General features: G+C 63.4%; 21 protein-coding genes and 2 pseudogenes. 10 read left to right on the top strand and 13 right to left on the bottom strand.

Features of this window, described 5'->3' with window-relative positions:
- On the top strand, nucleotides 1-144 hold a 144-nt coding region (locus tag FJ973_RS23695), incomplete at its 5' end, for a TOBE-like domain-containing protein (protein WP_181170064.1).
- 2 nt (nucleotides 145-146) lie between these two features.
- Here FJ973_RS23695 and FJ973_RS23690 read toward each other — a convergent pair.
- Nucleotides 147-556, bottom strand: a pseudogene (locus FJ973_RS23690) (type II toxin-antitoxin system VapC family toxin).
- A complete protein-coding gene (locus FJ973_RS23685; RefSeq protein ID WP_140557960.1) occupies nucleotides 556-831 on the bottom strand; it encodes an antitoxin in 276 nt (91 codons plus the stop codon). Before FJ973_RS23685 ends, FJ973_RS23690 begins: the two are co-directional and overlap by 1 nt.
- 212 nt (nucleotides 832-1043) lie before the next feature.
- Here FJ973_RS23685 and FJ973_RS23680 point away from each other — a divergent pair, with 212 nt between their 5' ends.
- Both FJ973_RS23680 and FJ973_RS23675 read left to right on the top strand, forming a co-directional pair.
- The gene (locus FJ973_RS23680) at nucleotides 1044-2030 is read left to right on the top strand and encodes a sulfate ABC transporter substrate-binding protein (RefSeq protein WP_140499837.1); all 987 of its coding nucleotides are present in this window, start codon (nucleotides 1044-1046) and stop codon (nucleotides 2028-2030) included.
- A 258-nt stretch (nucleotides 2031-2288) separates the two neighbouring features.
- Complete coding sequence (locus FJ973_RS23675) at nucleotides 2289-2738, top strand: Rrf2 family transcriptional regulator (protein WP_013530871.1); 450 nt, start codon at nucleotides 2289-2291, stop codon at nucleotides 2736-2738.
- 62 nt (nucleotides 2739-2800) lie between these two features.
- On the opposite strand, the gene FJ973_RS23670 is transcribed toward FJ973_RS23675, so the two are convergent.
- The 7 genes from FJ973_RS23670 to FJ973_RS23640 all read right to left on the bottom strand — a co-directional run bounded on the left by FJ973_RS23670 (nucleotide 2801) and on the right by FJ973_RS23640 (nucleotide 10831).
- Nucleotides 2801-3283 (bottom strand): gluconokinase, encoded by a 483-nt coding sequence (locus FJ973_RS23670; RefSeq protein WP_140557982.1) that lies wholly within the window; start codon nucleotides 3281-3283, stop codon nucleotides 2801-2803.
- Between the two features lie 69 nt (nucleotides 3284-3352).
- Entirely contained in the window at nucleotides 3353-4339 is a 987-nt protein-coding gene (locus tag FJ973_RS23665) for an ABC transporter permease (protein ID WP_140499839.1), read from the bottom strand.
- Nucleotides 4336-5316 carry an ABC transporter permease gene (locus tag FJ973_RS23660; RefSeq protein ID WP_140499841.1) on the bottom strand — a complete coding sequence of 327 codons (981 nt, stop codon included), beginning with the start codon at nucleotides 5314-5316 and terminating at the stop codon, nucleotides 4336-4338. Before FJ973_RS23660 ends, FJ973_RS23665 begins: the two co-directional genes overlap by 4 nt.
- Before the next feature lie 13 nt (nucleotides 5317-5329).
- Nucleotides 5330-6877, bottom strand: coding sequence for a sugar ABC transporter ATP-binding protein (locus FJ973_RS23655; RefSeq protein WP_140515833.1), 1548 nt, complete (start codon nucleotides 6875-6877; stop codon nucleotides 5330-5332).
- A gap of 79 nt (nucleotides 6878-6956) precedes the next feature.
- Entirely contained in the window at nucleotides 6957-8084 is a 1128-nt protein-coding gene (locus FJ973_RS23650) for a sugar ABC transporter substrate-binding protein (RefSeq protein WP_140515835.1), read from the bottom strand.
- Nucleotides 8085-8393: 309 nt separating this feature from the next.
- Nucleotides 8394-9422: a LacI family DNA-binding transcriptional regulator gene (locus FJ973_RS23645; RefSeq protein WP_140499846.1), complete on the bottom strand. Its 1029-nt coding sequence runs from the start codon at nucleotides 9420-9422 to the stop codon at nucleotides 8394-8396.
- A gap of 164 nt (nucleotides 9423-9586) precedes the next feature.
- Complete coding sequence (locus FJ973_RS23640; protein WP_140500151.1) at nucleotides 9587-10831, bottom strand: MFS transporter; 1245 nt, start codon at nucleotides 10829-10831, stop codon at nucleotides 9587-9589.
- A gap of 198 nt (nucleotides 10832-11029) precedes the next feature.
- Here FJ973_RS23640 and FJ973_RS23635 point away from each other — a divergent pair.
- Nucleotides 11030-11318: pseudogene (locus FJ973_RS23635) on the top strand (DUF3175 domain-containing protein).
- Between the two features lie 33 nt (nucleotides 11319-11351).
- Here FJ973_RS23635 and FJ973_RS23630 read toward each other — a convergent pair.
- Nucleotides 11352-12128: a FadR/GntR family transcriptional regulator gene (locus FJ973_RS23630; RefSeq protein ID WP_140500153.1), complete on the bottom strand. Its 777-nt coding sequence runs from the start codon at nucleotides 12126-12128 to the stop codon at nucleotides 11352-11354.
- A gap of 80 nt (nucleotides 12129-12208) precedes the next feature.
- On the bottom strand, nucleotides 12209-13123 hold the full coding sequence (locus tag FJ973_RS23625; protein WP_140557980.1) for an NAD(P)-dependent oxidoreductase: 915 nt from the start codon (nucleotides 13121-13123) through the stop codon (nucleotides 12209-12211).
- Between the two features lie 118 nt (nucleotides 13124-13241).
- Between FJ973_RS23625 and FJ973_RS23620 the strand changes: the two genes are divergently transcribed.
- Entirely contained in the window at nucleotides 13242-14180 is a 939-nt protein-coding gene (locus tag FJ973_RS23620) for an NAD(P)-dependent oxidoreductase (protein WP_140557958.1), read from the top strand.
- 135 nt (nucleotides 14181-14315) lie between these two features.
- On the opposite strand, the gene FJ973_RS23615 is transcribed toward FJ973_RS23620, so the two are convergent.
- The gene (locus FJ973_RS23615; protein WP_140557956.1) at nucleotides 14316-15098 is read right to left on the bottom strand and encodes a FadR/GntR family transcriptional regulator; all 783 of its coding nucleotides are present in this window, start codon (nucleotides 15096-15098) and stop codon (nucleotides 14316-14318) included.
- Nucleotides 15099-15279: 181 nt separating this feature from the next.
- Nucleotides 15280-16269: a sugar-binding protein gene (locus FJ973_RS23610; protein WP_140499854.1), complete on the bottom strand. Its 990-nt coding sequence runs from the start codon at nucleotides 16267-16269 to the stop codon at nucleotides 15280-15282.
- Nucleotides 16270-16725: 456 nt separating this feature from the next.
- Here FJ973_RS23610 and FJ973_RS23605 point away from each other — a divergent pair, with 456 nt between their 5' ends.
- The 5 genes from FJ973_RS23605 (at nucleotide 16726) to FJ973_RS23585 (ending at nucleotide 20900) form a co-directional block, all read left to right on the top strand.
- On the top strand, nucleotides 16726-17469 hold the full coding sequence (locus FJ973_RS23605; RefSeq protein WP_140500157.1) for an ATP-binding cassette domain-containing protein: 744 nt from the start codon (nucleotides 16726-16728) through the stop codon (nucleotides 17467-17469).
- A gap of 61 nt (nucleotides 17470-17530) precedes the next feature.
- The gene (locus tag FJ973_RS23600; protein ID WP_140557954.1) at nucleotides 17531-18529 is read left to right on the top strand and encodes an ABC transporter permease; all 999 of its coding nucleotides are present in this window, start codon (nucleotides 17531-17533) and stop codon (nucleotides 18527-18529) included.
- 177 nt (nucleotides 18530-18706) lie between these two features.
- Nucleotides 18707-19534, top strand: coding sequence for an AraC family transcriptional regulator (locus FJ973_RS23595; RefSeq protein WP_140557952.1), 828 nt, complete (start codon nucleotides 18707-18709; stop codon nucleotides 19532-19534).
- A 117-nt stretch (nucleotides 19535-19651) separates the two neighbouring features.
- Nucleotides 19652-20095, top strand: a complete 444-nt coding sequence (locus FJ973_RS23590) for an SRPBCC family protein (protein ID WP_140515847.1) — start codon at nucleotides 19652-19654, stop codon at nucleotides 20093-20095.
- 10 nt (nucleotides 20096-20105) lie between these two features.
- Complete coding sequence (locus FJ973_RS23585; RefSeq protein ID WP_140557951.1) at nucleotides 20106-20900, top strand: FAD binding domain-containing protein; 795 nt, start codon at nucleotides 20106-20108, stop codon at nucleotides 20898-20900.
- The last annotated feature ends 36 nt before the right edge of the window (nucleotides 20901-20936 follow it).

The raw sequence follows: 20936 nt of genomic DNA, 5'->3' as shown, positions 1-20936 counted from the left end.
GTCGCCGGCACCCGCCGGGTGGAACTCGAGATCGGCGGCGAACGCCAGCGCGTCGAGATCGAGCTGCCCGTCGACCACCCCGCGGCACAGAAGAGCCGGGTAGCGTTCCGCCCGGGCCGCTGGAAGCTGTTTCCGGCGGCTTGATATTAGACCGAGCACCACTCCAGCCAGTTCTCGATCTTGAGGTTGCGGATTCGCATGAACTCGCCCGTATTGGCCGTTACCAAAGTGATGCCCACAGCGCAGGCGTGCGCAGCAATAAAAAGGTCGTATGGTCAATGGGTTGGCCGGCGGCCTTCAGTTCTGCACGAAGGGCGCCATACTCTGCATCCGCCGGCACATCGAGCGGCAAGACCGGAATCTCGGCCAGCAATTGCTCGACTTTTTTGAGCAGCTTGGTTGATCCCTTCCTGGCACAGCCATATCGCAATTCCGAGGCAACCACGATACTTGTGCAAATGGCGTCGTCTCCCTCGCGCTCCACTGCATTGGCCGCTTTGCCAGCCGGACTTCGAATCATGTCACTGATGATGTTGGTGTCCAGCATAAACCGCATCAAAAAATGTCCTCGGATTCGACCGGCACATCATTGATTTCGGGAAGATCGCCCTCGGGGCCGAGCGGCGGCTCGTTTGCCCATTGGGCGAGCAACGCGCCGAGCCCAGCTTTGCGGATCGGCTCAATGATAAGGCGGTCGCTTTCACGGCTGATCAGGACCTTCTCGCCGGGGAGCCCGAACTCGACAGGAATGCGCACCGCCTGGCTGCGGTTATTGCGAAACAGCTTCGCCTCCTTCGACGGCCGCGTTGTTGAATGGCGATGTCGGGGCATGGTTGCCTCCCTTTGTATATGCATATTGTACATGCATGCTGGCTCAGCAATGCAAGGGTAAGGAAGCGTTGGGAGGAACAGAATTCTAATGACAGCGCTCTTGACGACATTTTTTCTTACGGCGGCACCCGCGAAACCATTGCTGGTGCCTCGTCGGGCCAGCGGCGCAGGGCTATGGTCGGGTGATTAAGCACTACACGGAGCCTTATTTCATGAAGCGATTTCTCCTCGGCGTCGCCACCGTCGCCGGCCTGTTCCTCGCATCTTCCCAAGCCTGGTCTGCCGACAAGCTGCTCAACGCCTCCTATGACGTCGGCCGCGAACTGTTCGTCCAGGTCAACAAGGCATTCATCGAGAAGCACCCGGGCGTGAGCATCGACCAGTCGCATGCCGGCACCTCGGCTCAGGCACGCGCCATCGCCGAAGGGCTCGGCGCTGATGTCGTCACCTTCAACCAGGTCACCGACATCGACTTCCTGGTCAAGAAGGGCCTCGTCTCGGCCGACTGGCAGAAGGATTTTCCCGACAACGCCTCGCCCTTCTATTCGCTGCCGTCCTTCCTGGTGCGGGCGGGCAACCCCAAGCACATCAAGGATTGGAACGACCTGGTGCGCGACGACGTGCAGGTGATCTTCCCCAACCCGAAAACCTCGGGCAATGCGCGCTACACCTATCTGGCGGCGACCGCCTACGCCAAGGAGGCCTTCAAGGGCGACGACGCCAAGGTGAAGGAATTCATCACCAAGTTGTTCAACAACGTGCCGATCTTCGACACGGGCGGGCGCGCAGCCACCACCACTTTTGTGCAGCGCGAGATCGGTGACGTGCTGATCACGTTCGAATCCGAAACCCGCGGCATCCGCAAGGAGTATGGCGACGACAAATTCGAGCAGGTCACGCCTTCCGTCAGCCTGCTGGCAGAATTCCCGGTGGCGATCGTCGACAAGGTCGCCGACGAACATGGCACGCGTGATCTGGCCAAAAGCTATCTCGATTTCCTCTATACGCCCGAAGGGCAGGACATCGCCGCTGACAATGGCCTGCGCGCCCGCGACACGGCCGTCGCCGCCAAACACAAGGCCGACTTCCCGGACGTGCGCCTGCTGACGGTGGAAAACGTCTTCGGCGGCTGGGACAACATCCAGAAAGAGCATTTCGCCGCCGGCGGCCTGCTCGACCAGGCCTATGGCAGCCGATAAGGTTTTCGCGGCGCGATAGCACGTTACGGTAAGCAAATCAGGAAAGCCGGCGCTTTGCCGGCTTTCGCCGTTTGCGGCAAAATATGGCAAATACGACGCCAGCCGCGCAAAAGGTTACGAAGAATCAACGCGTTTGCGCCTAACGTGCCGACAAATCGGCTTGTTCGCGAAACGGCAGCGCTCCACAAGCCCCGTCATCATTTGCACACAAACAGCCGCCAGATGCGGATTGTTGGGGCTTCATGGGTTGACTCGGGCATGCTGACTAAAAAAGGCAAATACGGCCTCAAGGCCCTCGTGCATCTGTCCGGCTTGCCGGCTGGCCAATTGGCCTTCGTCAACGACATCGCGGTCGCCAACAACATCCCGAAAAAATTCCTCGATGCCATTCTGGGCGAGTTGCGCAATGCCGGCTTCGTCCAGAGCCGCAAAGGCAAGGAAGGCGGCTATCGCCTCGCCCGCCCGGCCTCGGAGATCAAGATCGGCCATGTGGTGCGTGTGCTGGACGGGCCGCTGGCGCCGATCCCATGCGCCAGCCGCACGCAATATCAGCGCTGCGAGGATTGCGACGAAGCGACGTGCCAGGTCCGGCACATGATGCTCGAGGTGCGCCAGGCAATCGCCGAGGTGCTGGACAACCGCAGCCTTGCCGCCATGCGCGATGCCGACAATGATGATTTTCCGGTCGAGTTGACGTCGCAGATCTAGATCCTGCGCATGCGCCGCACTTGCCGGCGTAAGTCGCATGCCGGTATGGCGCCGATCAAGGTTCAGAACCGCCGCGTCATGCGCACCGACTCGGCGACGAGGTCGGCGATCGGGCGCGTCGCATCGAGCGTCAGCGCCCGCTCATCCGCCGCCGGTGGCTCGAGAATGGCGAATTGGCTGTCGACCAGGCTTGCCGGCATGAAATGGCCCTTGCGGCTGGCGACCCGCAGCCTCGCCATGGCCGGATCGATCTCCAGGTAAAGGAAGACGATGTCACGGCGGAAGCCGCGCAGTCGTTCACGATAGCTTCGCTTCAGCGCCGAGCAGGCGGCGACAACGCCCTGCCCTTTGCCGGCCGAGGCCGCGATGCGCTCGCCGATCGCATCGAGCCATCCCTCGCGCAAAGTGTCCGTCAGCGGCTCGCCTCTGGCCATGCGTGCGACGTTTTCCGATGGATGCAGCCGGTCGCCTTCGATGAAGACGGCGCCCAGTCTCTCCGCGAGCGCCATGCCAACGGCCGACTTGCCGCAGCCGGCGACGCCCATTGCCACGATGACCGGCGCCGGCCCGTTGGTGCCTGTCGGCGATTGAACTGTCCTTTCCGCCACGATGGTCTAGCGGCTTGCCGGCGCGCGGCCGTAGAGCAGCAGCATGGCGACGATGACGACGCCGTAGATGATCTGCCTACCCGCCTCCGGCATCTGCATGACCGACAGTATGGATTGCAGGAGCGTGATCAGGATGACGCCGGCGACAGTGCCGAGATAGGAGCCGCGCCCGCCAAGGATCGAGGTGCCGCCCAGCACGACGGCCGCGATCGACGGCAGGAGATAGGCGTCGCCCATCGACTGCGCCGCCTTGGAGGCGTAGCCGGCAAGCAGCACCCCGCCGAAGGCGGAGAGCCCGCCGGAGACGGCAAAGGCGATCATCACCACGCGCCTTGTGTCGATGCCGGAGAGGTAGGCGGCACGCTCGCGGTTGCCGATGCCGTAGACGGTGCGGCCAAAGCCGGTGCGGGTCAGAACGAACACCATCGCGGCGCCGATCAGCGCCCAGATGATGACCGCGTTGGGAACTCCCGGAATGGCAAAGCCGGTAGCCAGGTAGCGCATGGCGCCGGTGGCCGAATCCTGGGGCGAGAAGCCGCCGGTGTAGACCACCATCAGCCCTTGCGCGACGGCGTTGGTGGCGAGCGTGATGATCATGGAGGGAATGCGCAAATAGGCGACGCCGATGCCGTTGACGATGCCGATCAGCACCCCGCACAAGATGCCGAATGGAATGGCCAACGCAACGCCGGCCGGGCCATAGGCGGCCGCAGCGCAAGCCATCATCGCGCCCGCCGCCACCGACCACGGCACCGACAGGTCGATCTGGCCGAGCAGGATGACCAGCATCATGCCGGTGGCGATGACGCCGAGAAACGAGGCCACCTTGAGCTGCTGCAAGAGATATTCAGGCGACAGGAAGCTGCGCGAATAAAGACTGCCCAGCAGGAGCAGGACCACGATGCAGGCAAAGGCCGTCAACACCGCGGGATCGGCGCGGCGAATGAATTTCGGCATGCGGCCGGCGAGGCCACCCAATGTCGTCTCGCTCACAGGAACCACTCCAGCCGGTTGCGGACCCGAAACAGGGCGAAGGCGCCGAGGCTGACGGCGATCAGCAGGATAACGCCCTGGAACAGCGGCTGCCACAGCGGATCGAAATCGAAGACGAACAAGAGATCGCCGATGGTGCGGAAGGCGAGCGCGCCGAAGATCGCGCCGATGGCACTCCCCTTGCCACCGAACAGCGAGACGCCGCCCAGCACCACGGCGGCAATGGAAAACAACGTGTAGGAGTTGCCGCTGGCATAGGCCGCTTCGCCCGTATAGGTGAAGAACGTCAGGAACAGGCCGCCGATCGAGGCCAGCAGCCCCGCCAGCGTATAGGCTGCGAACTTGCCGCGCCGGATGGGCACGCCTGACATGTAGGCCGCCATTTCCGACGACCCTGCCGCATAGGCCGCGCGGCCAAGCACCGAGCGGCTGAACGGCACCCAGATCACCAGCACGACGGCCAGGAGCACAACCATGCTGGCCGGCACCACGTCAAACACACGGCCCGTCAGCGCGTCGGCCAGATCCTCGTTGACCGATCCGCCCGGGAACGGCCGCAGTAGAAGCCCGATGCCATAATAGACCGCGCCGGTGGCGATCGTGGCGACGATCGGCTGCAGCCGCCCGTAGATGACGATGGCGCCGTTGATCGCCCCGCACAGCAGTCCGACGGCCAGTACCGCCAACACGCCAAGCGCCGTCTGCACCGGCGTGCCCACCACCAGCCACGAGGCCAGGCAGTTGGTCAACAGGAAGATCATGCCGACGGAAAGGTCGATGCCCGCGGTGATCACCACCAGCGTCTGCGCCATGGCGACGAAGGCCAGCAGCACGCCCTTGTTGGCCGCCGTCTGCACGACATTGGCGGTGAAGCCGGCCGGATGGTTCGCGGTGTAGATGACGAACATGACGATGAAGATGCCAAGCGCCAGCAGCGTTCCGCGCTGCTCCGCCAACCAGTAGCGCCAATCCTTCACGCCAAAATCCCTTTCACGCGTTCGCTCCCCGGTTCACCGGGCTATCCCCGCCAGGCATGTTGAGCGCGCTTGATATCAGAGCCCGTTCGGTGATTTCGGCGCCCACCAATTCGCGCTTGACCGCCCCGTCATAGAGCACCAGCACACGGTCGCAGCAGCCGATCAGCTCGTCATAGTCGGTCGAATAGAACAGGATTGCCGCCCCCGCGTCCGCCAGCTTGCGCATCAGCTGATACAGCTCCTGCTTGGTGCCGACATCGATGCCGCGCGTCGGATCGTTGAGCAGGATGATGCGCGGCTGGCGCATCAGCCATTTGGCGATGACGACCTTCTGCTGGTTGCCGCCCGACAACGCGCCGACCGGAATGTCGAGGCCGGCCGTCTTGATCGCCAGCAGGCCGACCATGTCGTCGATAAGCCGCTGCTCGGCGGCGCGGTCTATTATGCCGCCTTTCGACAGCCGGTCGAGCGCGGCGAAAGACAGGTTCTCGCGCACCGTCATCGGCAGCATCAGGCCTTCGGTCTTGCGATCCTCGGGAATGAGCGCCATGCCGATGCCGTTCTCGCGTGCGGCGGCGGGGCTGGCGATGCCCACTGGCTTACCGTCGACCAGGATCTGGCCGGAAAGGCCACGCAGGACGCCGAAGAAAGCGAGCAGCAATTCGCGTTGGCCCTGCCCGTCGAGGCCGCCGAGGCCGACCACCTCGCCTGCCCTGACCGACAGCGAGATGTTGTGCAGGCGATCCGTCCAGGAGAGCTTGCGGGCTTCGAGCACCGGCGCGGTGGTGGCCGGCGCGAATGTCGGCTTGGGCGGGAAGATATGGCTGTATTCGCGCCCGATCATCAGTTCGACGACTTCACTGTCGCTCTTCGAGCCGGCGGGATAGCTGGCGACATTGCGGCCGTTGCGGAACACCGTGCACTGGTCCGCCAATTCGGCGATCTCGTTCATGCGGTGCGAGATGTAGAGCAGCGCCAGCCCTTCCGAACGCAGCCGCTTCAGCACGGCGAAGATCTTCGACACATCCGCCGCCGTCAGTGCCGAGGTCGCCTCGTCGAGGATCAGGATGCGTGGCTTCCTGGCCAATGCCTTGGCGATCTCGACCATCTGCCGGCGTGACAGCGGCAGGTCCTTGACCAGCGCCAGCGGATGAATGTCGGATGCTCCCGCACGCGCCAGCGCGTCCTCGGCGATGCGCCGCTGCGCCTTGCGGTCGATCATGCCGAAGCGTTTCGGCGGATCGGATATGACGATGTTGTCGGCGACGCTGAGTTCGGGAATCAGCGACAACTCCTGGAAGATGCAAACTATGCCGGCCTTGTTCGCGGCGCCCGGCGAGGCGAAGGTCGCCTCTCGCCCGTCCAGCACCATGCGGCCCTCGTCGGGCGCAACGACGCCCGCCATGATCTTGATCAGCGTCGACTTGCCGGCGCCGTTTTCGCCGAGGATGGCGTGGATGCTGCCGGCCTCGACCGACAGGTCGGCCTTCTCCAGCGCCCGCACGCCGCCATAGCGCTTCGATATGCCTTCCATGCGCAAGAGCGGAGCCGCACCGTCCATCAACCCTCCCAGGGCGCTCGAACATTCAAGAACCGGCGCCGCGGCTTAGCCGCGGCGCCGAAACGATATCCACTGGAAACTACTGATTTTCCTTGGTCTGACCCATGATTTCCTGGGCGCTGAAGTTGATGCCGCAGGTTGGGAAGGAGTTGCCGACGAAGAAATTGTCCGACTCTTTCGGGAAGTAATCCGTGCCTTCCTTCATGTTCGGATCTTCGGCGATCGCCAGCGGCAGCTTCACCTCTTGCGGCACCACTTCGCCTTCGAGCGCTGCAATCGCGGTCTTGATGGCGACGGCGACCTGGGCCGGGCCCGAGCCCGCGGAAGAGCACTTCAACCCGTCGGCCGAATGCGCCGCGCAGAACTTGCGGAAGCCGTTTTCGGTTTCACCGCCAAAGGGCACGAACGGATGCTTGGCATCGATCATCGCCTGCACGATGCCGGTGTCGCCGCCCTGGCCGGTGATGCCGTCGAATGGCCCGTTGGTGGCGATCGCGTCGGCGGTGACCTTCTGTGCCACGCCGTCGTCCCACTTGCCGGCGACTTCGGTGACGTCCCATTTCTTGCCGGAAGCGTCGAGCACCTCGTGGATGCCGTTGTGGCGATCGGTATCGACGGAGGTGCCGGCAACGCCGCGCACTTCGAGAATCTTGCCGCCATTCGGCACCTTCGCGACCAGCCATTTGGCCCACAATTCGCCGAGGCCCTTCTGGTCCACATTGACGTTGATGGCATCCTTGGTGTCGAGGATGTTGTCGAAGGCGACCAGCACGATGCCAGCCTGCTTGGCGCGCTTGATGACCGGGCCGAAAGCAGTCGGGTTCTGCGCGTCGGTGACGATCGCGTCATAGCCGGAATCGATGAAGTTGTTGATCGCCGAGATCTGCGCCGGCACGTCCTCGCCGGTCGAGACGACCTTGAATTCCTTGATCTTGGCTTTGACGTCCGGCTGGGCGGCATAGGCCTTTGCGGTCTGCACCATCTGGATGCGCCAGGTGTTGGCGATATAGCCATTGGCGAAGGCGATGCGGTATGGGCCTTCCTTTTTGGGATATTTGAAGAATTTCGTGTCCGCGCTCCAAGGCGCGAAGCAGTCGGCTTGGGCGGCCGGGCCCGGCACGATCTCGGGGCCGGCGGCCATGGCGGCCGAGTTGAGCATGACGAATGCGCTGGCGGCAACGATGCCACCTACCAGTGACTTGATCATCGATAATCCTCCCATTTTGTAATTCTGACGTCGTTTCGCGATGTGAATTTCGCACGGTCGGCTCCGGCTCCTCTTGCCTTGCCGTACCTGCCTTTCCGATGGCCAATGGTCTATGCGATGCCTCCTCCCCCGTCGTTCCCAGGCTGCTGGGAAAATAGCATATTATACATAATAAACAAGAATTAGTTGTCGCTTATGTATAATAGACAGGCGCCGTACCGTTGCATTTCTCTTTCCTGTCCGACGACGACGGTAGCGCTACCATGAACGGTGTGTAAAGCGCCCTTTCTCTTGATCGCGAAAGCGTGTTTAGCGCGCCGTGCTCTCGCGGCGCATGAGTTCGAAACCGAGATCCACGACGCGCTGCTGCGGAGGCTCGCCTCCTATCGCCGCCAGCGCCATGGCCACTGCCCGCCGTCCGATCTCGTAGCGGGGCGTGCGGATGCTGGTGACGGAGGGAAACGCCACCTGCATCATGTCGAGATCGTTGAAGCCGACGATGCCGATCCTCTTGGGCACACCGATCGAAGCGCGATGACACTCGAACAGCGCGCCTAGCGCGATGTCGTCATTGTTGCAGAATACGCCGTCGAGCGTCGGCATCTTGGCCAGCGCGTCGCGGAAAAGTTCGCGTCCCAGCGTCACACTGGACGGCACCGGCGTGGTGGTGATCAGTCGTGGATCGAATAGGCCGGCTTTCTCCACTGCCATGCGGTATCCGGCCAAGCGCCGCTGCGAGCGCGGATCCATGCGCGCACCGATGAATCCGATGCGGCGGTAACCCGCTTCGAGCAGATGCTCAGTCGCCGCCCTGCCCCCGTCCAGATGCGAGAAGCCGACCATCATATCGACCGGATCCGGGCCGGTTTCCATGACCTGGACCACCGGGCAGCCTGCATTCTCCAGCAGTTTTCGCGAGGCCGGCGTCTGGTCGATGCCGGCCACGATCAGCGCCGCCGGCCGTTGCGGCCCGAACACCTGCAGCAGCCGTTCTTCCTCGAGGCCGGAATAGTGGGTGTTGCCGAGCTGGATGCGGAAGGCGCTATCCGACAGGCTGTCATAGATGCCACGCACCACCTCGGCAAAGACGTTGTTGGTAAGCGACGGCACCAGCACGCCGAACACCTCGGCGCGGGCCGAGGCCAGCGCCCGCGCGTTGGGATCCGGCACATAACCGAGCTCGTCGACGGCGGCCTGGATCTGGCGGCGCAGGTCCTGCGAGACCCGCTCCGGCTCGCGCAAGGCGCGAGACACGGTGATGGCGCCTACGCCCGCCTTGCGCGCGACGTCTGATATGGTCGGGCGGCCGCCGCCTCGGCGCGAGCGCGGCTTGATCAAGGACAGGCTCCATGCGGTGCGTGGCCGCCAAGGCGCTGCCGCAATACGATCGACGTTGCTGTCGCCATTTCACCAGCCTGTGCCGCACCACTCACCTCTGGCGTCGCGCAGCCCCGGCCCGTTGTCAAGCCGAGGCGCTTGTGGGCGAGTGCTTCCGCTTTGCCTCAGGCCATCGCCGTCGCGCCGCGTCTTGCCTTCCAAAGCACCAGCACCATCACCAGGATGTTCAGCAGGTTCCAGGCGATGCCGTTCAGGAATGCGGCGGCGTAGGAGCCGGTCAGGTCGTAGATCCAGCCCGACATCCAGCCGCCGATCGCCATGCCGAAAATGGTCGCCATGATGACGATGCCGACGCGTTGGCCGGCCTCCCTGGCGGGCATGTATTCCCGCACGATGATCGCATAGCAGGGCACGATGCCACCCTGCGACAGGCCGAAGACCAGCGAAACGACATAGAGCGAGGCAAGCCCGTCGAAGGGAATGTAAAAGAACAGTGACAGGCATTGCAGCACCGAGCCGATAAGCAGGGTCTTCACTCCGCCGATGCGGTCGGCAACGAAGCCCGAAGCCACGCGGCTGACCACGCCGGCCGCCATCATGATCGACAGCATGTCGGCGCCATGCGCGACGCCGTAGCCAAGATCCATGCAATAGGCCACGATATGCACCTGCGGCATCGACATCGCCACGCAGCAACCAAGACCAGCAATGACGAGCAGCACCTGGAGTGCCGTTGGCGACAACGAGATCGGCTGCACCAGCCGGCTGCCCGCGGAACCGGCGGCCGCGATCGGGGCGCCGCGCCGCAGCATCAGCACCAGCGGCACCATGGTCGCCAGGCAGAAGATGCCGATGGCCACATAGGTGAAGCGCCAGCCTTCCGCCTTCATCAGGGGTGGCATGACGGTAGGCCAGATCGTTCCGGCGAGATAGCTGCCGGCCGCGGCCGCCGCCACGGCGACGCCGCGCCGGCGGTTGAACCAGTGCGAGATGTCAGCGATCAGCGGCCCGAAGATCGCCGATGTACCGACCCCGATCAGCAGGCCCTGGGCGAGCGTGAACTGCAGGATCGAGGTCGACAGCGCCGCCAGCAGGAAGCCGGCAACCAGCGCCATCGAGGAAACAAGCGCCGGGATCCAGTAGCCGACACGGTCGATGGCGCGCCCGACCAGAACGTTTCCGGCGGCAAAGCCGACCATGGTCGCGGTGTAGGGCAGAGCGGCGTCGGCCCTGTCGACGCCGAACTCGGCCTGCACGGCCGGCAGCACCACGACCACGGCCCACATGCCGACGCCGCCGACTGTCGACAAAAGCATCGACACCGCCAGCCGTATCCATGCATGCGAGCTGTCGACGACCGCATTGCCGGCTGCTGGTGAGGAGAAGATCGAGGCCAAGCTGTTTCCCATTCCGTCATCGACATTGACCATTGTCGCGGTCATGCGGCCTAGCGGCCGACGGTCCTTCCACCACTATCGGCGCATTCGCGGCGCCGAGCAGCGCCACGTGGGTAATTCCATGGTTCCAGGGTTTGCCGGTTCCGGGCTCACCGGAACGTGCGACGATGAAGGACGTTTTGCAATCGGCTCAACGCGAAGGAGATTGCCATGACCGCGAAACGGAAATGGTCGGCTGAGGTGACCGAGCACAGCAATGCCATGGATCTCGAAGACCATGTCTTCGAATCCCACGACCCGAAGAAGATCGCGGCTTCGCTCAAGCGGTCGGCCGAACACAGCGACCGGCGCAAGGCCGAACCGTTCCAGTCCGCCATGTCGATGCTGAACTTCTACATCAACCGTGCCGGCAAGAACCTGCCGGCGAAGCAGAAGAAGGTGCTCGAGGATGCCAAGGACGCAACTGCGCGCGGCGTTCGGACGTGAGAAGGAAGAGTAGGCAGAAAGCCGCGTGACGGATTCCTGGAACGGCTTATCGTGACCTGATCACGCCGTCTGTGTTGGCGAGCAGCTTGCGCACCGCGGCACGCGCCGCGTCGGGCCGCTGCAGGCGGATGTTCTTCTCGATCGCCTCATGCATCTTCTGTGCGTGCTGCAAATCGTCGAGTTCCCGCGTCGTATAGGTGAAGAGATGGTCGAAGGCGGATTCGATCAGCACCCCGAGCGGCACCAGCAGGTCGTTGCCAGACGCCCGCAGGATCGCGAGATGAAAGCGCGTGTCGGCGCGGGTGCGCTCCTGCAGGCTTGGTGCCTCGCCCATCTCGCGGCAGGCCTGGCTGATTTCGGCCATCTGCTCGTCGGTCCGCCGCATGGCGGCAAAAGCCGATGCCTCCGGCTCGATGATGTGGCGGAATTCCTGCACGGTCTTCAGAAATACCTCGCGGTCCGGCGAGGTCGCGTACCAGGCAAGCACGTCGCGGTCGAGCAGATTCCAACGCTCTTTCGGCTCGACCCAGCTGCCGATCTTCGGGCGCGAGGCGAGCAGGCTTTTGGCCATCAGCATCTTGATCGCCTCGCGTACCGCCGAGCGGCTGACGCTGAAGGTCTCCGACCATTTGGCTTCGTTGGGCAGGATGGTGCCGGGCGGATAGTCGCCGCGCACGATCCTGAGCCCGATTTCGCTGGCCAGCGAGGTGTGCACGCTGGAACCCGGAATGCGCGCCGCATCGGTGCGGCGAACGCCGGCCTGACGCTCGGCCGATGCCGCTTTTGCCGGCGATTTTTCCTTGTTCGGCTTCGCGTCCCGCATAGGCTCCAGAAAGTCCGGATTGAGCAAGCTGTCAAGCACGGCAAGCGGGTTCACCCGCAAAGCCGGCTTCTGTGCACAGCTCAACCCCCGGCGGGGCCTGTTGAGATCCTCACGTATTTGCGCCAGCTGTGTTCCGGCCGAAAGCCCAACATGTCGCGCGCCTTGCGATTGGACAGCAGCGTCTCGAATTCGCCGAGCTCACCCTTGACCGGCACACCGGGATAGAAGCGCTTCAGCAGTTCCGCGGTCGGCAGGTCCGACGACGTGTCGTCATTGGCAGCGTTGAACACCTGGTAGCCGAGCCCATCCTTCTCGATGGCGCGCAGCGTGATCTGGCCGAGGTCGCGCGCATCGACATAGCTCCAGGCGATGCGCTTGCGGAAACCGGGATCGGCGAACCATTTCGGAAACAGGGAGTATTCGTGCGGTTCGATGACGTTGCCGATGCGCAATGCATAGATGTCGGCACCGTCGCGCTGCGCAAAGGCCCGTGCCGTCTTCTCGTTGACCACCTTGGAAAGGGCATAGCTGTCCATCGGATCGACGTCGTATTCTTCGTCGAGCGGGAAATATTTCGGCGTGCGCGGCTCGTTGGCGAAGACCAGCCCGTAGGTGGTCTCGCTGGAGGCGATTATCACCTTGCGGATGCCGAGCTTCACCGCCGCCTCGATGACATTGTAGGTACCGAGCGCGTTGATGCGGAACACTTCGTTGTCGGGCGTGATCATGATGCGCGGGATCGCGGCGAAATGCACCACGGCGTCGACGGGCTGGGGGCGCAGCGACGGGTCGAATTCATGCAAGCCCGCATAGCTCGACAGCGCGTTGAACACCTGCCCGCTGTCGGTGATGTCGGTGATCAGCGTGCGCACCTTGGGATTGTCGAGCGGCTTGGTGTCGATGTTGAGCACCTGGCAGCCCTGCTCCACCAGATATTGCACGACGTGGCGCCCAGCCTTGCCGCTGCCGCCGGTGAACATGATCCGCTTCATTATTCTGGTCTCCACGAAAGCTCAGGAATTATGTGTATTGTCAGACAATATTGCTTTCTGCAACCGCTTGCGGCTAAAAGAGCGGCGACATTATCGATAATCGCAACACAGGACAGACAGCATGAACACGACCGCCGCGAGCGAGAAGATCGGCTTCATCGGCCTTGGCCTGATGGGTCATGGCATCGCCAAGAACATCGTCGATAAAGGCTATCACCTGACCTTCCTCGGCCGCAAGAATCGCAAGCCGGCGGAGGATATGGCTAATCGCGGCGCCCACGAAGCCTCGACCTCCCGCGACGTGGCGGCGGCATCGACGATCGTCTTCATCTGCGTCACCGGTTCGCGTGAGGTCGAAGCCATCATTCGAGGCCCCGGCGGTCTCAAGGAAGGATTGAGAAAAGGCTCGGTAGTCGTCGACTGCTCGACCTCCGACCCGGTCTCGACCGCTGCGCTGGCCGCCGAACTCAAGGCGCTCGGCGTCAACTATGTCGATGCACCGCTCAGCCGCACGCCGAAGGAGGCTTGGGAAGGCACGCTCGACGCCATGGTCGGCGCACCCGACGCCGTCTTTGCCAGGGTCAAACCGGTGATCGAAACCTGGGCCGGCCGTATCGTCCATATCGGCGACACCGGCGACGGCCACCGCATGAAATTGCTCAACAATTTCGTCTCGCTGGGCTATGCGGCGATCTATTCCGAGGCATTGGCCTTGGCCGAGAAGGTCGGCATCTCGCCGCAGCGCTTCGACAGCGTCATCCGCAACGGCCGCATGGATTGCGGCTTCTACCAGACCTTCATGCGCTGGACGTTGGAGGGCGACCGCGACGCCCACAAATTCACTATTGCCAACGCCTTCAAGGACTTGACCTACCTCGAATCGATGGCGGGTTCTGCCGGCATTGCCAACCCCCTCGGCAACGCCACCAAGAACGCTTTCGCCGGAGCACACGCCACCGGACCGGCCGAGCAGTACGTGCCGATGCTGGCCACCCATATCGGCAAGGTCAACGGTGTCGATCTGATGCCGATGAAAGATGGAAAGAAACAGACGATTTAAGGGTGAGAAGCGGTCCGCGCACCGGATGAAAGCCAATAGCTTGGCTTTTCGAGCTTCGAACGCCGGGAGCCTGCGAAAGGCCGCAGAAGGCTACGCATCGTCCATAGAAAGGTGATCACCAAGCGCGAGCGTCGATCACCCTCGCCCTCTTCCGATCCCTTCATCGGTATCGGCGAGTAGCTTGTGCACGGCGTTGCGCGCCGCTGAGGGGCGCTGCAAACGAATATTCTTCTCGATCGCCTCGTGCAGCCTCTGGGCCCGCCGTTGGTCGCCGACCTGCTGAGTCGTGAAGACGAAGAGATGGTCAAGCGCCGACTCGATGAGCACGCCGAGCGGCACCAGCAGGTCGTTGCCGGAGGCCCGCAGGATGGCGAGATGAAAGCGCGTGTCGGCCCGGATGCGCTCCTGAAGGCTTGCCGCCTCGCCCATCTCGCGGCAGGCCTGGCTGATCTCGGCCATCTGCTCGTCGGTCCGCCGCACCGCGGCAAAGGCGCTCGCTTCCGGCTCGATGATATGGCGGAACTCCTGTACCGTCCGCAGGAACACCTCACGGTCCGGCGCGGTCGCGTACCAGGCGAGCACGTCGCGGTCGAGCAGGTTCCAGCGCTCCTTCGGTTCGACCCAGCTGCCGATCTTGGGGCGCGAAGCGAGCAGGCTTTTGGCCATCAGCATCTTGATCGCCTCGCGCACCGCCGAGCGGCTGACGTTGAACGTTTGCGACCATTGGGCTTCGTTGGGCAGGATGGTGCCTGGCGGATAGTCGCCGCGCACGATCCTGAGCCCGATCTCGCTGGCCAGCGAGGCGTGCACGCTGGCACCGGGAAAGTGCGCCGCATCGGGCCGGCGCATGGCGACCGGACGGCGGCCGGCCTGTGCCTTGGTCCGAATGGCTCGCTTGTTTGACTTTTCGTCCGGCATCCACGTTCCAATGCGTCGGCCGTACCTGTTCCGGTCAGGAACTGTCGGTCCGCCGATGCCATTGCCGAAAAATTCGAACCTCGGGCGCGCCAAAGCCGGAGCCGCTGCCCCTGAAATGCGTGTCCCTGTTCGTCAGCAGAGGTGGCGGGGCGCCCGTTGGCGAGCGCCCCGATCGAGACGCCTACTTCTGGATACAGGTGTCGACCGTATCCTTGGTGCATTCGTCGAGGCCGGTGAACACCGGATCGTCGACCTTCTTGCCTTCGACCAGGTCGATCATCACAGACGGCGCCTTGTAGCCCATCTCGAACGGCCGCTGGCCGACCAGCGCCGTGACAAGGCCATCCCGCGCGATCGCCACCTCGTCGCCGATCGTGTCGGCGGCGCCGATGACGAAGTCGTTGCTGGCCAGCTTGTCCTTCAGCGGTCCGACCAGATCGCGATAGGGCTGCGGCGCGCCGAACAGCGGCCAGCCGCCCATGATGCCGAACGCATCGAGCTTGGGGTTGGCGGCAAGGATGTCGGTCATCGCCTGCACGCCCTTGGCGCCGTCGTCATTGGTGAACACCGGACAGCCCGCCACTTCCGTCCAGCCGCCTTCGCCGGCCAGGGCTGCAAGTCCTTCCTTGCCCGACAGCGCATCACGCATGCCTTGCGCGCGGCGAAGGATGTTGTCGGCCGCCGGATTGCCCTCGATGGTGCAGATCGTGCCGCCCTTCGGCTTGGCCTTCTTTATGTATTCGCCGATCTTCTTGCCCATCAGATAGTTGTCGGTGCCGAGATAAGTCTTGCGAAGTGCTGCGTCTTCCTTGGCAAGATCGGCATCGACGGTCATGATCGGGATCGACGGGTTGGCGCTTTTGATCGTTTGCGCGATCAGCGGCGCGTTGGACGGCGAAATCGCCATCGCCACCGTATCCGGCTTGCTCAGCATATCCTGCACGATCTGCGCCTCGCCGGCCTCGTCGGAAGTCGACGCCGGACCGGTGTAGAAGCACTCATATTCCGAGCTGGCGTTTTCCTTGTTCCATTTCTCGCAGCCCTGGTGGATCGCCTCGAAGAACGGATTGTCGAGACCTTTCACCACGATGACGAGCTGCTTCTTGGCCAAAGCCGGCCCGGCGCCCAACGCCATGGCGGCGACGGCGGCGAGCAAAACTGTTTTCCTCATGTCAGTCCTCCCTTGGAAACAGACGGACACGGCGTGCCCGCCACACAGATCGGCCGAATGCGAGATGACAGAAGCAAGCGCTCGTGCCGTCAGGCCAGGCCGATAAGTATTTTCAGATGCGACCAGCCCGGCAACGATGCCGGCACGGTCGATAATCCTCTACCGGTTGCGCCGCCAAACAATGTCGTCAAAGCCGGCATATCTTCCTCCGACGCTCAACTAATAACGGCTTGCCGCCAACGTCAATTGCTATTTGTCCTACAAAACGGATTTTTCCCGAAAAGCGGGGATCTCATTCGTCCGACAATTGCCCAAATCTTATTCGTCAGACAATTGACGCCCGCGCAGGCATTTGCGTAAATGACCGCGTCGCTGCTTCCGGGAGGAGCTGGGCGAGCGAACCGAAGCCGTCGCCCCTTCCGGGACAGACGGCCAGACATGGGAGGCAAAAGGCTGGTGGCGGTTCTCGAACTCACCAACATCTCGAAGCATTTCGGCGCCATCCAGGCGGTGAACGACGTGTCGCTGTCGATCGAGCCCGGCCAGGTCGTCGGCCTGATGGGTGACAACGGCGCCGGCAAGTCGACGCTGGTCAAGATGATCGCCGGCAATTTCCGCCCGAGCCACGGCACCATGCAGATGGACGGCAAGGATCTGATCCTGCACAAGCCGGTCGAGGCCCGCCAGCACGGCATCGAGATCGTCCACCAGGATCTGGCGCTGTGCAATAATTTGACGGCGGCGGCCAATGTCTATCTCGGCCGCGAACTGCGCCGCGGCGTCGGGCCCTTCCGTATCCTCGACTATGCCGCCATGTACAAGCGCGCCGGCCAGATATTCGCCGAGCTCAAATCCGAGACGCGCCCGCGCGACCTCGTCAAACAGATGTCCGGCGGTCAGCGCCAGGCGGTGGCGATCGCCCGCACCATGCTGTCGCAGGCCAAGATAGTGCTGATGGACGAGCCGACGGCGGCGATTTCGGTCCGTCAGGTCGCCGAAGTCCTCAACCTGATCCGCCATTTGCGCGACCAGGGCATCGCCGTGGTGCTGATCAGCCACCGCATGCCCGACGTTTTCGACGTCGCCGACCGCGTCATCGTCATGCGGCGCGGCAGGAAAGTCGCCGACAAGGCGATCGCCTCGAGTTCGCCCGAGGAAGTGACAGGGCTGATCACCGGCGCCATCGAGCAGGTGGTGTGAGAGCGGCAAAACCGGATTTCATTGCGCTGGCGCGTTTCGCTGCCGGCAGGAAAGGTCGATAATGGCAGTCACCCTTGATCAGACGATCGCGCAGAAACAGCACAGTTTTCTGTCGCGGCTGCTCTCCAGCCAGACGTTCTGGGTGGTGATCGCCGTCATCCTCGCCTGTATCTTCCTGTCCTTTGCCACCGATGCCTTCGCCACCCCGAAGAACCTCTTCAACATCACCCGCAACGTCACCTTCGTCGCCATTGTCGCGCTGGGCATGACCTTCGTCATCATCACCGGCGGCATCGACCTCTCGGTCGGTTCGGTGCTGTGCCTCTGCTCGATGGTGCTGGCCGTTACCATGCATGCAGGGTTTTCGATCGAAGTCGGCATCCTGGCCTCGATCGCCACCGCACTCGTCATCGGCGGCTTCAACGGCATTCTGATCGCCTATCTCGGTTTTCCGCCCTTCGTGGTGACGCTCGGCATGCTGTCGATCGCCCGCAGCCTCGCCATGGTCGCCTCCAACAACACCGTCGTCTTCCAGTTCGGGCCCGATCACGACAAGCTGCTGGCGCTGGGCGGCGGCGCCTGGCTGTTTGGGATCGCCAATCCGGTGCTCTACATGATCCTTTTGGCGCTGATCACCGGCTTCGTCCTGCGCTGGACCAAGTTCGGCCGGCACATCTTCGCCATTGGCGGCAACGAGCATGCTGCGACGTTGACCGGCGTTCCGGTGCGCCAGATCAAGGTCGCCGTCTACATGATCTCGGCGTTGTCGGCGGGAATAGCCGGCATCATCCAGACCGGCTGGCTGGGCGCCGTCACCACCAATCTCGGCAACGGCATGGAGCTGCAGGTCATCGCCGCCACCGTCATCGGCGGCGCCAATCTCGCCGGCGGCGTCGGCACCGCCTTTGGCGCCATCGTGGGTGCCGCCCTCATCGAGGTGATCCGCAACAGCCTCGGCCTGCTCGGTATTAACGCCTTTTGGCAGGGCACCTTCATCGGCGGCGCCATCCTGCTGGCGGTGCTGTTCGACCGCATCCGCAACTTCAGGCGAAGCGACTAAAAGCCTGTCTTCGCCGAAGCGCCGTTCATTTCGGTCCTATCGCTCAGTCTGAAAATCGGCTGAAGCGGCCTGCCGCGAATACCGGGCGTGCGGCTATGCCTTGACGGATACGGAAAACCGGCCGCACAATCCCCAAGCAGGCGAAGGGAGGCCAGTCGCCTGCGGGAGGATATACCCATGACGGAAGCGATCAGGCTCTACTGGGGCCGGTTCGGACATGTTTCTGTCCTGAATGTCGCGAGCGACTTCGTCACCCATGCCCATGTCGAGGCACATCTCATCATCTGGCTGGAAGGCACCGCCGGCGAGATGACCATCGGCCGTGAGACGGTCCTGCTTGGACCTGGCACGGCTGCCGGCATCAACTCGCTGCAGCCGCATAGCCATGTGCTGTCGCACGACGGCACCCCAGGCCTGTTCCTCGCCTTTTACATCGACCCGGACTGGGCACGGCGGCGCCGTGACCTGCCCTCGTCCGCGCCGCTTTTCGCGCAGGCGGCAATCACGCTCGAACCCTGGCTGCACCAGGCTGCTGCCGGCCTGCTCGATCATCTGACCGACAATGAGAGCATCGACGATGTCGCCAGTTACGAGATCGAGCGCTTCATCGACTCGGTGCTCGATGCCGCCGACGCTTCAGCTCCGCAGGAGCCGCGCGGCCGCGTGAACACCATGCAGGATTTCCGCGTCCGCAAGGCGATCCAGCTGATGAAAGCCAATGTCTGCGAGCGTATCTCCTTCGATGACGTGGCGCGCAGCGTCGGCCTGTCGCGGCCGCATTTCTTCGCCCTGTTCAAAGAACAGACCAGTTTGACGCCCAACGTCTACTGGAACACGCTGCGCATGGAGGAAGCGGTGCGCCAGCTCCAGTGGTCGCATGAGCCGCTGATATCGGTCGCCTGCAATCTCGGCTTCACCACCCAGGGCAATTTCTCGCGTTTCTTCCGCGACCATGTCGGCGTGCCGCCGACGCTCTATCGCGAAGCGGCGCGAGCAGTGTCCTGACGGGCCGGAAAGCGGCTATTTTCAGACTGATTGATACGTGCCCAAGACGCATTGATAAGCACCGCGACCACGATCGGCCTACCGTCCCAAGCAGAACGTTTGCAGGGGAAAGAGCATATGGCTGATGTCACCATCTCCACCGTCATCGACGCGCCGGTCGAAAAGGTCTGGGCGCGCATCCGCGACTTCAACGGACTGCCGAATTGGCATCCGCGCATGGTCGAAAGCCATATCGAGGACGGCAAGGACGCCACCACGATCGGCTGCGTGCGCAACTTCCAGCTGGCCAGCGGCGCGCGGCTGCGCGAAAAGCTGCTCGATTTCTCCGATGAGAATTTCCTCGTCAGCTATTCGATCCTGGAAACGCCGCAGCCGCTCACCAACCACAGGGCTACGCTGCAATTGCGGCGCGTCACCGACGGCGACCGCACCTATGCCGAATGGACCGCCAGCTTCGACGCAGCACCCGAAGAAGCCGACAAGCTGGCCGAGGGCATGGGCGCCAATGTCTTCCAGGGCGGCTTCAACGCCCTGAAGAGCCATTTCGCCGGCCAGGGTTGAGGAGCGGGCCATGGCGCTGGCATTGCAGAGTTTTGCAACGGTGAAAGACGCCAGCGCGGCGCTGAAAGCCGCCGGCACGCGCTATCTCGGCGGTGGCACGCTCGTCTTGCGCGCCGCCAATGAGGGCGACGTTTCGGTCTCCGGCCTTGTCAGGTCGACCGACCCGTCCTTGTCGGTCATCACGGTCTCCGGCGGCACGATCCGCATCGGCGCTTCGGTGACCATGGCGGCGATCGCCCGCCATCCCGAGCTCGGCCAGCTTGCCAAGGCCGCGCGTGCCGTTGGCGGTCCGGCGATCCGCAACATGGCGACCGTCGGCGGCAATCTGTTTGCGCCAAGCCCCTATGGCGATTTCGCAGTCGCCCTGCTGGCGCTGGACGCCATGGTGAGCACCAATGACGGCGAAATGCCGATGGAAGCGTTTCTGGCCAAGCGGGGCGGGAGCCGCGCGATCGTCACCTCGGTCAGCTTCACGCGGCCGGCGCAGGGAAGCTTTCGATTCGTGAAGGTCTCGCGGGTAAAGCCCAAGGGCGTCTCGGTGCTCAGTATCGCCGCTATCCTGGAACAAGCCGGCGACGGCACGATATCCTCGGCGCGCATCGCGCTCGGTTGTATGGCCGACCGGCCGATGCGAGCCAAGACAGCCGAAAAAGCGCTGCTCGGCAGGACACTGGACGCGGACGGCATCGCTTCGGCACTGGCCGCCGCGGGCGACGGCACTGCACCAATCACCGACCCGATCGCCAGCGCCTGGTATCGCGCGCAAGTGCTGCCGGTTCATCTCGGTCGGCTGCTGCTCAGCTAGTCACATTCGGGGCGCGCGCTTGCCCTGCGGGGCAGG

The organism is Mesorhizobium sp. B2-1-3 (assembly GCF_006442495.1).
Lineage (GTDB): Bacteria > Pseudomonadota > Alphaproteobacteria > Rhizobiales > Rhizobiaceae > Mesorhizobium.
This window is presented reverse-complemented; position numbering and strand designations above follow the sequence as displayed.